We start from the raw sequence: 14648 nt of genomic DNA on the forward strand, positions 1-14648 counted from the left end.
ATTGCAAGAACATGGCGTGTTGCCCGCAAATGGCGGGTGACACGCTTGCATGGCTGCCATTCACAAAATAATGTTGTCTGACAAGCGATTTCAGGGAAAACATCAATCCTGAATATTGCTGCCCCCACTGCATGTCACATTTATAAGCGGCGAAGCCGGACAACGAGTTATTTAATGCCGTCACAAAAAACCGGTTATCTTTACGCGCTTACCGCCTTCACCATTTTTGCGGCACAGGACGGCATCTCCAAACATCTCGGTAGCGCCTATCCGCCCGTGTTTGTTGCGATGTTGCGATACTGGGCCTTTGCCGTTTTCGTGTTGTTGATGGCGGCAAGATCACCGGGCGGCATCCGCGGCGCTGCCATGGCAAACCGGCCTTGGCTCCAGATCAGCCGTGGTGTTCTGCTGGCAGTGCAGATTGTGTTTTCGATCTTTTCCTTCGCGCTTATCGGGCTGGCACACACTCATGCCATTGTAGCTTCCGCACCGTTGATCGTTGCAGCCCTCTCCGTGCCTTTGCTTGGTGAGCAGGTCGGCTGGCGGCGCTGGTGTGCGATTTTTGTCGGTTTTATCGGCGTTCTCATCATCTTGAAGCCCGATGAGAGCGGTTTTGACAGCACCCTCCTGATCACTTTCATGGCCGCTTTCATGCTGGCTCTCTATGGCGTTCTGACGCGCCTCGGCAGCAAAAGCGACACATCAATGACGAGTTTCTTCTACACCGGTGTCGCCGGTGCTGCCGCGTTGACCTTCGTTGGCCCATTTTACTGGGTCGAACTGGCGCCCTATGACTGGGGATGGATGCTGGCGCTCTGCATAACCGGCATGAGTGGACATTATTGTCTGATCAAGGCGTTCGAGCTGGCAGACGCGGCCTCCGTCCAACCGTTCTCTTACTATCAGCTCGTGCTGGTCTCGATTCTCGGCGTCACGATGTTTGGCGAGGTCTTGAGCGCCAACATGGTCATCGGCGCCGCAATCGTTATCGCTGCCGGCCTGTTCACCATATGGCGCGAGCATGTACTCGCCCGTAAAAAACGACGCGGCGCCTAAACCGCCGCGCCCTTCGCTCTCCCCAGGGACTTTCAAGCCATCGCGGCTTCACAGCGCAACAGCATGCCAAACAGATCCCGTGGCTCATCAGGGTCTGCCAGCAGGTCCAGTTCGGCGTAGAGGCCGGTGGACGGCAGTTTTGAGCGCACGTAACGCAGTGCTGAAAAATCCTCAGTCGCGAAACCGACGCTGTCGAAAAGCGTGATCTGCCCTTCGGAGCCTCGGCCGTCCTTCAACCCGGCAATCACCTGCCAAAGTTCGATAACCGGGTAATCCTGTGGTAGCTGCTGAATTTCACCCTCGATACGGGTCTGCGGCGGATACTCGACGAAAATATCGGATCGCAACAGAATATCCTTGTGCAGTTCCGTTTTACCGGGGCAATCTCCACCAACTGCGTTGATATGAACACCAGGCCCAACCATGTTATCGGTCAGGATCGTCGCATATTGTTTGTCTGCGGTGACCGTCGTGATGATATCGGCGCCTTCGACCGCATCCTCGGCGCTCTCGCAAATCTTGATCGAAAAGCCTTGTCCCTGAAGATTACGGGCGCATTTTTCACTCGCCGTGCGGTCTATGTCGAAAAGGCGCAACTGATCGATGCCCAGAATCGCCTTGAAGGCCCGCGCCTGGAACTCGCTTTGCGCACCATTGCCGATGATGGCCATGGAACGGGCATTCTTGCGAGCAAGATGCTTTGCCGCAACCGCCGAGGTCGCCGCCGTTCGCAATGCAGTCAACAGGGTCATTTCCGTCAGCAGCAGCGGATAACCATTACCGACATCGGAAAGCACGCCAAAAGCAGTCACGGTCTGCCGGCCTTCCCGCATGTTTTTCGGGTGACCATTGACATATTTGAAGCCATAGAGCGTTCCGTCACTCGTCGGCATCAACTCGATCACACCTTCCTTGGAATGAGACGCGATACGCGGCGTTTTATCAAAGCTCTCCCAGCGGATGAAATCTTCCTCGACCACATCGGCGAGTTCACGCAGAAACGTATCGATGCCGACACGCAGCACGAGCTTCATCATGTGGTCGACACTGACGAAGGGCACGATGTTCAGGTTTGGTATTGCGGTCATCTCAAGTCCTCCTGTCAGCCGGCGCGTGTGGGTCGATCCATGACGCGCTTGCCCAGAAGGCTCGCGGCGAGATCCACCATGAGGGTTGCCGTCCGGCCGCGCTCATCCAGAAACGGGTTCAGTTCCACGAGATCGAGACTCCCCACCAATCCGCTGTCATGCAGCATTTCCATGACGAGGTGTGCCTCGCGGAACGTCGCTCCACCCGGCACGGTGGTGCCGACGGCTGGCGCAATCGCGGGATCGAGAAAATCGACATCGAGGCTGACATGCAGCACGCCGTTCGCATCGCGAACCCGCGCCAGAAATTTGCGCAGCAGCACGGCAACGCCATGCTCATCGATGGCGCGCATGTCATTGATCGTAATGCGGCTCTGCTCAAGTGCGGCGTTTTCAGCCGGATCGACGCTTCGAATCCCGATCATGCAAATGTTTTCTTCCAGAACCTTGTTCGGTAGAGGCGGGAAATAGCCATCAAAGCCATCTCGACCGCTGAAATAGGCAACAGGCGTGCCATGCAGATTGCCACTGCGTGTCGTCTCAAGCGTATGATAATCGGTATGCGCATCCAGCCAGAGAACAAAGAAAGGCCGTCCGCTCTCGGCAACGCGACGCGCCATACCCGCGACCGTACCGGCAGAAATCGCATGGTCACCACCGAGAAATATCGGCATGGCATCTGTGCTCTCGCGATAGGCTGCCTCCATCAACGCTTCCGTCCAGGCAACAGTTTCGCTCAGATGGTGGACCGCAGGATTGGGATGGTCAAACGTCTTCATGGGCGCTGGTGCGATGTTGCCCACATCGGCGACCTGATGCCCAAGATCCTCCAGAGCACGGACAAGACCGGCAATGCGGAACGCGCTCGGTCCCATTTCGCATCCCAGTTGTCCCGCCCCGATTTGCAACGGTGCGCCGATAAGCTTGATATCCATGTGGCATTGTTCCCAGTGACGACTGTTACGAGTGAACCATAAAACCGCTGGCAGATTGAATAGATAATATTGGCAAACATATTCAATGCGCATATCACTTTGGAAAATAAACTTATCAAAATGAGCATCATGGACACGTTGGACGAAAAGCTCGTCACTCTTCTCAGACACAATGGCAGGCGCAGTATTTCCGATCTGGCGATTGAAGCCGGCGCATCCCGTGCGACTGTCAGGTCACGGATCGAGAAGATGGAGGCCGAAGGGACGATCATAGGTTACACCGTGATCTTGCGGGCCGATGCGGTGGAAGCGGCTGTGCGCGGCATCATGATGGTGGAAATCGAAGGACATGTCACCGACCGCGTGATTCGGACGTTAGGCGGCTTCCCTGAAATATCCGAGATCCATACGACCAACGGGCGCTGGGACCTGATCGTTGAACTCCACGCCGCCACCCTGAGCGATCTGGATGCAGTCCTGCGACGTATTCGCCTCGTTCCAGGGATCACAGGAAGCGAAACCAGCCTGCTGCTTTCAACCCCGCGCTCCACCCGAGCAAGGCTCTAGGCAAAAGATTGTCCCAAAACTCATTTTTCGACTTGCGCCCTGAAATAAATCATCTATATGACGACCCACCAAACGCAAACGCGCTTCGCGTCTCGGGCTTTTGGGGAATAGTTCAATGGTAGAACAGCGGACTCTGACTCCGTCGATCTTGGTTCGAATCCAGGTTCCCCAGCCAATCACTGAAATTCACCTAATCCTTTGATTTTTAGTCTTGTGAAGGCACCAAACGGCGCCGGTTGTGGTCTTTGCCCTTCGATGTTGAGTGAGACCCTTGACCCTGCGGAGAGCCGCCTCGAGAGAGCGCGAAAAGCAAAGCGGGCAGTTACGTTCAACGGAAGAGTTGTATCACGTTCTCTGTGCTGGCATTTGCGATAGAGAGCGACTGGATCGCAAGTTGCTCTTGTGTTTGCAAGGCCTTGAGCCTCGTCGACGCTTCATTCATGTCTGCATCGACGAGTCGACCGACGCCCCTGTCTATGGCTGCCATCAACTTGGCCGTGAACTCTGTCTGCATATCAATACGCATCGAGAGCGATCCTAGGATTGAAGCCCCGGCGACCACACGCTGAGAGGCAACCTCGATGTAGTCGATATATAGATCGACCGCGCCGGGGTTTTGCTCGATGTCGATGTTGAGAAAGTTCATTGCCGGGATAGGCTCGATACTGACAACGATATTTGAGAATCCGATACTCGTGCCAGGTCCCCATTTTCTGTCGACTGATGGGTCAGATTTCACGATGATGTAGTTCGGGTCGGAAGCGGACACTTCGATGATCGTATTCGGCCATTCAGGGTCGATTAGAGACTTAAGCAGAGTGACCATTTCCTCTGCTGTTTCTACGGTACCTGTATCTTTGCCAAGCAGGTCGTTAATGTAGGTGCGATTGAAGTTATGCGTTGTGGCAGACGCACCATTGACCGAAAAGCGGAAATCAACCTCAACCCCGTCAGCATTATCGCCGTCTATGTGAAGCGTAAACTGCTCGAACCGCAGTGCAATGCCGGATCCCCGATCTCCGTAGTCGTATCGGTTCAAAAGACCACCTGTGCTGACACCAACACTGCTGAGATTGGCGATCTCAACATAGTTGCCGTTGCCGTGAATCTGGCGTGTTGAAATAAGCATCGTAACAGGATCGCGCACGAATTTGTTGGACCCAGGCGGATCCTCCTTTGTGAACCGACCAGAGACAGATGCACCGTGCGGAGAAAGCAAAGAGTTCAACAAGTCTGCGAATTGCTCATTTGTCGAAACAATGCCCCCCCAGCTGGCATTGTAGGCATCCACCGTCGCTTTTGTGATGGTCAAACTCGCCGCCGAATATCCGGGATCGTAAGGTCCAGGCAAATCGTAGAGTTCGCCATAAACGCCGGTAAGTGCCGATGGATCGTATTCCTTATCCAGGATGAGATCGAATTTGATCTCCGCGCCAGGCGTATTAAAGTCCAGTGGTGCTCCATCCGGGAACGACATATTGAAAGACGCATTATCCCCGCTGTCACCGCGCGGATGCATCCATTCGGTCGATGTTTCGGTATGATAGACGGTCGGTGAACCACTCCAGGTGGAAGAACTGCCGAGAGACCTCATCCCACCAAGCGTTTTCACGTCACGCGGGTCAGCTTGCAACAAGCCGCCGCCGGTGGAATTGAAGAGGCTGATCTTGTCGAGGTGAACGTCCATCGTGCCTGTCGACACACCGCTTGACGACCTGACGAACGAAGAAATAACCGATGCCCTGTTCGTCTCGATATCATAAATCTGTTCAATATTCGTGTTTAGCCAGTTCTGGCCATTGAAGCTTGACGACGTCGAGATGCCCTGCACCTGTGCTTTGAGCTGTTCCAGTTCCGTCTGGACTTTAGCTTTGTCGACACCATCCTCCTTGGCAGCAACGAGCTTAGCTTTGAACTGCGCCAGTACATCGATGACGGCGCTCATTCCAGAATATGCGGTGTCAGTCTTTGCTGCACCCAAGCCAAGCGCGTCAGCGACGGCGGACACTGCCATCCGGTCCGCACGCATCGTTGTAGAGATTGACCAGTATGCAGCGTTATCCGCGGCAACATCCACGCGCAAGCCTGACGAAACCACCCGTTGGGCTTCACCTAAATCAGCGGAAATTGCACGCAGAGTTTGGAGCGCAGATATTGCAGCCCCATTCGTTAGAATGGAGGTCATGGTACTCAGCCTTGGTGGGATAAACTCATCATGAGCAGAAAATCACGATGGGATACAACCATTTAGAGCGTTAATGCGCAGTTAACGGAAAACGCGATATCTCTGCAGAACACAACCATTAATAGTTGATTTTGATCTGGGAAAATGCGGATCTAGAGGTCAATTGTCTCGATGTGCACGCACGCGAACGTTCAAGATCAAGGAGAGCAAACGCTCTCCCAAGTTACGTTTTTTGCCCGCTTGGAAAACTACTCTGGCAAACGTGGCGCGCGTTGGGTCTAAATCAACCGAAACGGCAAACCGGAAATCAGCGCTTTCACATAGCGCTTTTTCTGAAAGTGGCCATTCAGTGAAACACGCGGCAACGCCGTGGGCTGGCGCAGGGATTGAGGTGTCAAGACACCCGGTCGCGTGGTGACGGCTGCCGGGAACCCGGCGGCCAGGGTGGCCTTCATCTCGCGGTCGGCTGCAGCGGTCGCCCATCCGTAGGGATAGGAAAACGACCGGGGACGTTGACCGACATAACCTTCAATCCGCGATGTCGACTGGCTGATTTCCTGGTGTAGGCGTTCGTTGCTGACCCGACGCATGTTGACATGTGTCATGGTATGCGCACCTAGATGGGCGAGCGGATCAGAGGAAAGCGCCGCCAATTCCCCCTTGTTCATCACGAGCCGGTCGACGATTGCCATTGGGTCGATACCGTGGTGGCGCGCAGCAAGATCAATGCGGGCAACAGCCTCATCTTCATCCGTGGATGAGACGAACTGCTCAAAACGGATGAAGGCTGCAATCTTCTGTGCGGGAGTGGAGACCGAAACAGTTTCTTCGCCTTGACCAAAATCAAACCGGAAAGACGTGTTGTTCTTCGCCAGCGCCTCGGCCGTCTCCCACCATATGCTGCGGGTACGCTCGACAAAGCCCGGCGTGATGAAAATCGTGTAGGGAACAGCAAATTTGCGGAACACCGGTGCGGCATATTCGGCGTTGTTGCGGTAGCCATCGTCCAACGTGAAGGCGAAGAATTTTCGACCGTCATGCGGCTCCATGGTCAGCTGTGGCAGATCATGCAGGTGCGCCGGCAAGAGGCCGCATTCGAGTGCGGCCTCAATGGCAACGTCCAGAAATTCCGGAGTGATGGACAAGTGAGCATTGGGGGCAAAGCCGGGGGTTTTTTCTGGCGGACGAACATGATGCAATGTGAAGATCACGCCTCTTCCGCCAAGAGAGGGCTGAAGGGATCGCACGCCGGGTAGCGCCGACACTTCAAGTCCCGCGCGAATGGCAAGGTACTTCAACGACCGCTTCATTGTCTTTGATAACAACATGCAGGTTACCGATGCTCTGACCGTATGGAGGGCAAAACCCTCTTTTTCATCACCCGCCACGCAGTCAGCGGCAAGTCGATCAGACCGGGAAGAGGATCCTGGGTCGCAAATGCCGCCCAGCAACGGACTTTACCAAGAGATGGAAACACGGCTGCGACACCGGACTGGCCGCGTCGCTTCAGTGTGAGGGCAGCGACAACATCACGGATGAAATAGGACCACGCGACGCCCTGCCGGGCGCTGGATACGTGTTTGCGGTTATCGCCATTGGCAAGGTGCCACAACATGCTTCCGAGATCGACGCCCGCAGCAGAGCACAAGGCAAACCACGACCAGGGACGCGGGTTTACGTCAAGAAGCTTCAGCGTGTCTGTGCGGCGATCAAGTTTGAACTCAGCTTCCACTAGCCCGCTATGTCCAACCGAGCTTAGAATCTTTCTTGCGGCTTCCACGGCACGCGGTTCGTCCACCACTTCGACATAGGTGCTCGTATACCCAAAATCGACAGGATATTGGCGGGTGCGGCGCGCCGTGAATTCGGCAACCGGTTCACCGTCTTTCCAGAGAGCTGCGTAGGAAAACTGGCTTTCCCCGCCACCAGGTATTAGCTCCTGCACCACCACGTTCTCCGCACCGATCTGCGCGCTTGCATCCGCATAGGCTTGCATCAACTCTGCAGGGGTCTCGGCTCTGATGACCTTGGCCTTGGCAATTGGCGTACCGCCACCGCCCATATTCGGTTTCAGGACCACAGGGAAAACGACATCTGCTTTCTCCAGATGTGCTATCGAAGCCGATTCGTAGGTTTTCGGAATTGCCACTCCAAGGTCCGTGGCACGCTTGTAAAGCAGCGGTTTTTCGCACAACCACTGCAGCGCCGTCCAGTCAGGCAGAACGATCGTATAAAGGGAAGACAAAATCTCGCGGTTTTCCGCAACGAACTTGACCTCACCGTCGCCGGCAGGAACGAGAAGAGAGCCGCGCATATGCGGCCGCTCCGCCAAATCTGACAGGAATTGAAGCGCACCAGCGTCTTCCGCACCTGACCAACGGATGGTTTCGTGCACGAAACGCGACCAGCCGGCCAGGGGAGAATCATGCGTGACGTAAGTGACGCGAACATTCAGGGCACCCAGGCTTCGCGCGAGGGCCAAAGTCCCGTGAGCGCCCCCAACAATAACAACGCCTGGAATAGTCACAGCCTGATCCCCGTCTTATCCAATTCCTTAATGGCAAAAATTGATAAACAAATTGGATAACGCCGACAGGCAACATTCACCCCTTTGAGGTTCAGGCCACGCTCTTTACCGGGCGAGGATCGCCATTGTCGTCGACAGCAACCATGATGAACACGGCTTCCGTCACCTTCTCGCGGGAGTCCTGATAGTGCCGGCGGGTCCACGCCTCGATCTTGAGTGTGATGGAGGTTCGGCCGACCTTCTCGATGCGCGTGTAAACGCACAGGGTATCGCCGATCTTTACGGGCTTCTTGAAGACAATTTCATTGACGGCAACCGTAACTGTGCGTCCGCCCGCAACATCATTAGCGCGGACAAATGCCGCAAGGTCCATCTGGGACATGACCCAGCCGCCAAAAATATCGCCTGCGGGATTGGCGTCTGCGGGCATTGCAAGAGTGCGAAGCGTGAGCTCCATATCGGCGGGTGGCTGCTGATCCATCTGAAAAATCCTTCCGGCTAACCTCCCGGCAAAGCCATTAAAGGACCCGAGAGGATGAGCCAATAGCCGTTTTTTCGTAGCAGCCCTTCCGAAACAGCAAGGAATACCAAGGTCATGGTAAGCTTGGGTTAACCATGATCCGTCAGGATTCCATGAAAAGGCACGGGGGCATACGCATGGCCTATGACTGGACTGGGAACCAAACGACGCAGCAGCGTTATGACCGGATCGTCCTGACGATTGCTGGCGCGCTGCTTTTTACCCTCGCGACAGGGACATTTGCTCTGCGCACACAGATTGAGCCCAAAAGCCCTGTTGCATTTGCAACCGTAGAGCCACTCAATTCGGAAGGCTGGCATTTGAGGCTTTGACGCCACAAGTCATGGCTTCCGATCAATCGGACTGTACTGACGGATCTGCTCCTGCTTCCGATGGTGCAATCAGATCGAGATGCGCGATTGCCGGCGAAAGTACGGCCAGAAATATCTCCGACCGGCCGATATAGATGATCGCGGTCCCCGCCATTTCGTTCAGAACACGGGCAAGTGTGTCCTGTGTCGATTTCTCAAGCCCTTCAAGCAGATCGTCGACAACAAGGAACGAGGGTTTGAGTAAAAGCGCGTTGGCAACGCGGACACTGGCCTGTTCATCCGAATCAAGCCTCTTGTCCCACCGGATGCTTTCGTCGAGACGTGGCACAAGACCCGACAATCCGCAGGCTGTCAGGGCAGCCACGTAGTCTTCATCCGTAAACCGCTGCGGCGCACGTGGATACGCAAGAATCTCCCGTAGCGAGCCGGCCGGCAGATAACCGTGCTGGGCGATGAAAAGCGTGTCCGATTGCTCCGGCATTTCAATTCTGCCCTGCCCCCACGGCCACAGACCCGCCATAGCCGCAAACAGCAAACGCCGATTCACACCCTGCTCACCGTTGATCATCAAACGTTGCCCGGAGCCGATTTCCACATCGGGTTCACGCATCCGGAACCCGCGCTCCAGGCTGTCGCCACCTGCATCACGGCAAATTTCTACGGATTGCAGACGTATGCCTTCGTTTGGCGTGCCGCGTGCAAGGTCGATTGTCAGGCCGTGCTGTTCGACCTTATCCATCTGGATCAGAGCATTGCGGAATATGGAGACGCGCTGCAGGGTCGCTTTCCAGCTTGCGATGGGGCCGAAATTGTCGATGTACCATCGCAGCGCAGTATTGACCTGATTGAAGGCCCCCACCGCCATCATCAAACCACCGAACGTCAGATTTCCGGAGAAATAAACCGGCGCAGCAATCAGGATTGGTGCGACGATGGCAAGCCAGCCATAACCTGATGACACCCATGTGAGGTGCGTCAGCGCCATCGCCAGCCCGCGAATAACGCCCAGCACTGCGTCGATATCAATACCGATCCGTCGGCGTTCGTTTTTCTCGCCACGCGCCAGCGCAATAGCCGTCAGGTTTTCGCTGGCGCGCATCAACGAAAAGCGCAGTTCTGCCTCTTTCGAATAACGCTCCGCATTGAGGCCAACCAGACGATGACCGACAAGATTGCTCAGCAACGAGGCCGACCCGGCATAAAGGATCGCCGCCCAAACCATGTATCCTGGAATAGCGACAAGATTACCGTTAATGTTGATCGCGAAACCGGCCGACAGTGTCCAGAGCACGCCAATAAAGCTGACGAGAAGGATCGTGGCGTTTACCAGACCGATGGAAAGTGCCGTGCTGCTTTCGGCGAGATTGCGAACATCGTCATGTAGTCGCTGATCCGGATTGATGGCAATGGCACCGAAACCCGCCAGCCGCGCCGCCCGTCCCGGCTTCAACCATTGATCCACCATGTCCTTGGCAAGCCCCTCGCGCATTTTCAGCGCGGTCATCTGATTGAGCCAGGTCTGGACGACGTTTAACAAAAGAAGGCAGCCAGCGATGACCGCGAAGACTTCCAGTTGATGGATGAAAGCGGAGAGGTCACGTCTTTCCAGAGCATTGTAAAACGGCGCATTCCACTCATTGAGACGGATTTGCCCGTAGGCCGTCAGCAAAATGATCGACAGCAGGGCGAAGGCGAGAAGAATGAGCCGGTTGCGCACCGGCGATGTCCAGAAAGCATTTCCCATGATCCGCAACTGTGCAGGGAAATCGAGGTCGAAGCCGGACATGCTTGCCATGTCCTTGCGCTGGGCGTCGGTTACCTTGGATACCATTCGATCGATTCCGAAACTTCACAGTTGCAAAGGAGGCAGGTCACAATCCCGACCTTGCGAGGCCAAGCAATAACACGCCGTTCAACCTTGTCCACATCTGCGACAAAAACCTCAAAAAGCCAAAGCACTTCCTTGCGTCCGGCCACTCGCATCCGTCAGCAACAACTCGGGATTGCCCGTCAAAACGTCCTTGCTTTCTTTTCCTGCATTGCACAAAATCCCTGTAATTTCAGAGGGGCGGACAAACCGCATAAGCCGGAAAAACCGGGCAAGGTAGACGATGGCGATCAAAGCAAGCATTTATCATCTGACGCATTACAAATACGACAATCCGGTCCGGCTCGGCCCCCAAATCATAAGACTGAAACCTGCCTCTCACTCCAGAACCCGCGTCATCAGCCATTCGCTTCGGGTTTCTCCTTCCAACCACTTCGTCAATCTTCAACAGGACCCTTACGGCAACTATCTCGCCCGCTTCGTGTTTCCCGACCCGGTCACGGAACTGAAGATCGAGGTTGATCTTGTCGCCGATATGACCGTTTACAACCCGTTCGACTTCTTTGTGGAAGAAACGGCAACCAAATGGCCATTTGACTATCCAGAGACGCTGCAGGACGATCTATCCATCTATACGAAACCCGAACCGACGGGACCGCTGCTGACCGCCCTTCTGAAAACCATCGACCGGTCGCCCGACCAGCCAACAGTGGATATGGTTGTGGGTCTCAACGCCCGCCTCCAGCAGGAAATCGGTTACGTCATCCGTATGGAACCCGGTGTTCAGGAACCGGAAGAAACACTGGCATCCGGCAAGGGATCGTGCCGTGACACAAGCTGGTTGCTTGTACAGATTCTAAGGCACCTCGGTTTTGCAGCCCGTTTCGTCTCCGGCTATCTCATCCAGTTGACGCCTGACCTCAAAGCCCTGGACGGCCCCTCTGGAACCGAGGTGGACTTCACGGACCTGCACGCGTGGGCGGAAGTCTACCTGCCGGGCGCCGGTTGGGTTGGGCTTGACCCGACTTCGGGGCTGCTGACCGGCGAAAGCCATATCCCTCTTGCGGCGACACCCCATTACCGCAACGCTGCTCCCATTTCGGGCGGTTATTTTGGCCAGGCCAACACCGAATTCGCCTTCGATATGCAGGTGCGGCGTATCGCCGAAACACCTCGCATCACCAAGCCTTTTTCCGACGAGAGCTGGGACGAACTCAACGCGCTCGGCGAAGATGTCGACCGGGTTCTGACGGCGCATGATGTCCGTCTGACCATGGGCGGTGAGCCCACCTTCGTTTCGATCGATGATTTCGAATCAGAAGAATGGAACACAGGCGCTGTCGGACCAACCAAGCGCGATAAGGCTGACACCCTCATTCGCCGCCTGCGCGAGCGTTTCGCGCCGGGCGGCTTTCTGCATTACGGGCAAGGGAAATGGTATCCAGGCGAAAGCCTGCCACGTTGGACATTCTCGCTTTACTGGAGAAAGGACGGATTGCCTGTTTGGCAAAACCCCTCCCTGATAGCGCAGGAGGGTGTGCAGACCGACGTAACAGAGAAAGACGCCAACCGATTGCTCAGCGCGATTGCCACGGAACTCAACATCGAGCCTGATATGGTAATGCCCGCCTTTGAAGACCCTGGCGAATGGATTTTAAAGGAAGCCAACCTTCCCGAAAATGTCGATCCCGCCAATTCCAAGCTGAAGGACCCTGAAGAGCGAAGCCGTCTGGCCAAGGTATTCGACCGCGGTTTGACACAACCGACGGGGTATATCTTGCCGGTGCAGGTATGGAACAGCCGCGCCAACGGACACCGCTGGGTCAGCGAAAAATGGCGCACGCGGCGCGGACGTATTTTCCTTGTGCCGGGAGACAGCCCGGTCGGTTACCGCTTGCCACTCAATTCCCTGCCGTGGATCACACCCTCGCAATATCCCTATATAAACCCGCTCGATCCGAGTGTGGAACGCCAGCCGCTGCCGGATTTCCGAGGCGAAAAGGGACATGCACAACAGGCCGCGCATTTTCAGCCGTTTGAGACAAGCAGCCAGCCAACCCAACGCTCTCAGGAAGCCGAAATTGCAGGACATATCCGTACTGCCATCTCCGTCGAACCCAAGGACGGACGACTTTGCGTGTTCATGCCTCCAACAGTCACACTCGAGGAATATCTGGACCTGATCGCCTCGACAGAACGCGCGGCCGCAAGCCTTGGACTTCAGGTCCATATCGAAGGTTACGCTCCACCGCATGACGAGCGACTGAATGTCATTCGGGTTGCCCCCGATCCGGGCGTTATCGAGGTCAACATTCATCCGGCCTCGAGCTGGAAAGACTGCGTCGATATCACCACGACAATTTACGATGAGGCACGACAATCCCGGCTTGGTGCTGACAAATTCATGATCGATGGTCGTCACACCGGAACCGGCGGCGGCAACCACGTCGTTGTTGGCGGTGCCAATCCGAATGACAGCCCGTTCCTGCGCCGTCCCGATCTCTTGAAGAGTCTTGTCCTGCATTGGCAGCGCCACCCGTCTCTTTCCTATCTGTTCTCGGGCCTGTTCATCGGTCCGACAAGTCAGGCGCCGCGCATTGACGAGGCCCGTCACGACAGCCTGTACGAGCTGGAAATCGCCCTGGCTCAGGTTCCGTCACCCGGAGAAGGCATTCCGCCTCTGCCGTGGCTGGTCGACCGCCTATTCCGCAATCTTCTCGTTGATGTCACCGGCAACACGCATCGCGCCGAAATCTGCATCGACAAGATGTTCTCGCCGGATGGACCGACCGGGCGTCTTGGCCTGGTGGAATTCCGTGGTTTTGAAATGCCGCCGAATGCGCGCATGTCTCTGGCACAACAATTGTTGGTCCGTTCACTGATCGCGCGCTTCTGGAAAAACCCGGCCAGCGGCAAATTCGTGCGCTGGGGCACGTCGCTCGCCGATCGCTTCATGCTGCCACATTACATCTGGGCAGACTTTCTCGACGTTCTGACAGATCTGCGGACCAATGGCTTCGATCTGAAACCGGAATGGTTCGTTGCCCAGCAGGAGTTCCGTTTTCCGTTCTTCGGCGAGGTGGAATACGAAGGAGCAAAGCTGGAGTTGCGACAGGCCCTGGAACCCTGGCACGTCATGGGTGAGCAGGGCGCAATCGGCGGAACGGTCCGATATGTCGATTCCTCCGTTGAGCGTTTGCAGGTTCGTCTGGAGACCTCCAATCCTTCCCGTTACACCGTTGCCTGCAACGGTCGCGCCGTTCCATTGACGCAAACGGAAAACTCAGGCGTTGCGGTGGCCGGCGTCAGGTTCAAGGCATGGCAGCCTGCGTCCGGTTTGCATCCTGTCCTCCCCGTGAATTCACCCTTGACCTTTGACATTTATGATACATGGTCAAGACGATCGATCGGTGGATGTATCTATCATGTTGCTCATCCGGGCGGGCGCAACTATGAGACATTTCCCGTCAACGGTAACGAAGCCGAAGCGCGGCGTCTCGCCCGCTTCGAACCTTGGGGACACACGGCCGGCCAGTATCCCCTGATGCCGGAAACCGCGTCTCCGGAGTTTCCGCTGACACTCGATCTGCGCCGCCCTTACGGAGTATAA

The 14648-nt window shown here is 55.8% G+C and carries 12 protein-coding genes and 1 tRNA gene; 5 read left to right on the forward strand and 8 right to left on the reverse strand.

Annotated features, from left to right (window positions below; genetic code table 11):
- The first annotated feature begins 174 nt into the window (after positions 1–174).
- Positions 175–1056 carry a DMT family transporter gene (locus tag HWX89_RS08470; protein WP_138791935.1) on the forward strand — a complete coding sequence of 294 codons (882 nt, stop codon included), beginning with the start codon at positions 175–177 and terminating at the stop codon, positions 1054–1056.
- A 32-nt stretch (positions 1057–1088) separates the two neighbouring features.
- Here HWX89_RS08470 and ocd read toward each other — a convergent pair whose 3' ends face one another.
- Both ocd and rocF read right to left on the reverse strand, forming a co-directional pair.
- A complete protein-coding gene (ocd, locus tag HWX89_RS08475) occupies positions 1089–2144 on the reverse strand; it encodes an ornithine cyclodeaminase (protein WP_138791934.1) in 1056 nt (351 codons plus the stop codon).
- A gap of 14 nt (positions 2145–2158) precedes the next feature.
- Positions 2159–3079 (reverse strand): arginase, encoded by a 921-nt coding sequence (rocF, locus tag HWX89_RS08480; RefSeq protein WP_138791933.1) that lies wholly within the window; start codon positions 3077–3079, stop codon positions 2159–2161.
- 129 nt (positions 3080–3208) lie between these two features.
- On the opposite strand from rocF, the gene HWX89_RS08485 reads away from it, so the two are divergent.
- Positions 3209–3646: an Lrp/AsnC family transcriptional regulator gene (locus tag HWX89_RS08485; RefSeq protein WP_138791932.1), complete on the forward strand. Its 438-nt coding sequence runs from the start codon at positions 3209–3211 to the stop codon at positions 3644–3646.
- 101 nt (positions 3647–3747) lie between these two features.
- Positions 3748–3821: transfer RNA gene (locus HWX89_RS08490), tRNA-Gln, on the forward strand.
- Positions 3822–3974: 153 nt separating this feature from the next.
- On the opposite strand, the gene HWX89_RS26640 is transcribed toward HWX89_RS08490, so the two are convergent.
- The 4 genes from HWX89_RS26640 to HWX89_RS08510 form a co-directional block, all read right to left on the reverse strand.
- Entirely contained in the window at positions 3975–5831 is a 1857-nt protein-coding gene (locus HWX89_RS26640) for a flagellin N-terminal helical domain-containing protein (RefSeq protein ID WP_138791931.1), read from the reverse strand.
- A gap of 278 nt (positions 5832–6109) precedes the next feature.
- A complete protein-coding gene (locus HWX89_RS08500) occupies positions 6110–7159 on the reverse strand; it encodes a polysaccharide deacetylase family protein (protein ID WP_138791930.1) in 1050 nt (349 codons plus the stop codon).
- A 5-nt stretch (positions 7160–7164) separates the two neighbouring features.
- Positions 7165–8358: a carboxylate--amine ligase gene (locus tag HWX89_RS08505; RefSeq protein WP_138791929.1), complete on the reverse strand. Its 1194-nt coding sequence runs from the start codon at positions 8356–8358 to the stop codon at positions 7165–7167.
- Positions 8359–8449: 91 nt separating this feature from the next.
- The gene (locus HWX89_RS08510; RefSeq protein ID WP_138791928.1) at positions 8450–8839 is read right to left on the reverse strand and encodes an acyl-CoA thioesterase; all 390 of its coding nucleotides are present in this window, start codon (positions 8837–8839) and stop codon (positions 8450–8452) included.
- A gap of 152 nt (positions 8840–8991) precedes the next feature.
- Here HWX89_RS08510 and HWX89_RS08515 point away from each other — a divergent pair, with 152 nt between their 5' ends.
- Complete coding sequence (locus HWX89_RS08515; RefSeq protein ID WP_246705104.1) at positions 8992–9210, forward strand: hypothetical protein; 219 nt, start codon at positions 8992–8994, stop codon at positions 9208–9210.
- A 22-nt stretch (positions 9211–9232) separates the two neighbouring features.
- Here HWX89_RS08515 and HWX89_RS08520 read toward each other — a convergent pair whose 3' ends face one another.
- Entirely contained in the window at positions 9233–11041 is a 1809-nt protein-coding gene (locus HWX89_RS08520) for an ABC transporter ATP-binding protein/permease (RefSeq protein ID WP_138791926.1), read from the reverse strand.
- Between the two features lie 111 nt (positions 11042–11152).
- Positions 11153–11341: a hypothetical protein gene (locus tag HWX89_RS08525; protein ID WP_178340665.1), complete on the reverse strand. Its 189-nt coding sequence runs from the start codon at positions 11339–11341 to the stop codon at positions 11153–11155.
- Here HWX89_RS08525 and HWX89_RS08530 point away from each other — a divergent pair.
- A complete protein-coding gene (locus HWX89_RS08530) occupies positions 11322–14648 on the forward strand; it encodes a transglutaminase family protein (protein WP_138791924.1) in 3327 nt (1108 codons plus the stop codon). The genes HWX89_RS08525 and HWX89_RS08530 overlap by 20 nt on opposite strands.

This window comes from Rhizobium sp. RM (assembly GCF_013390595.1).
Classification (GTDB): domain Bacteria; phylum Pseudomonadota; class Alphaproteobacteria; order Rhizobiales; family Rhizobiaceae; genus Agrobacterium.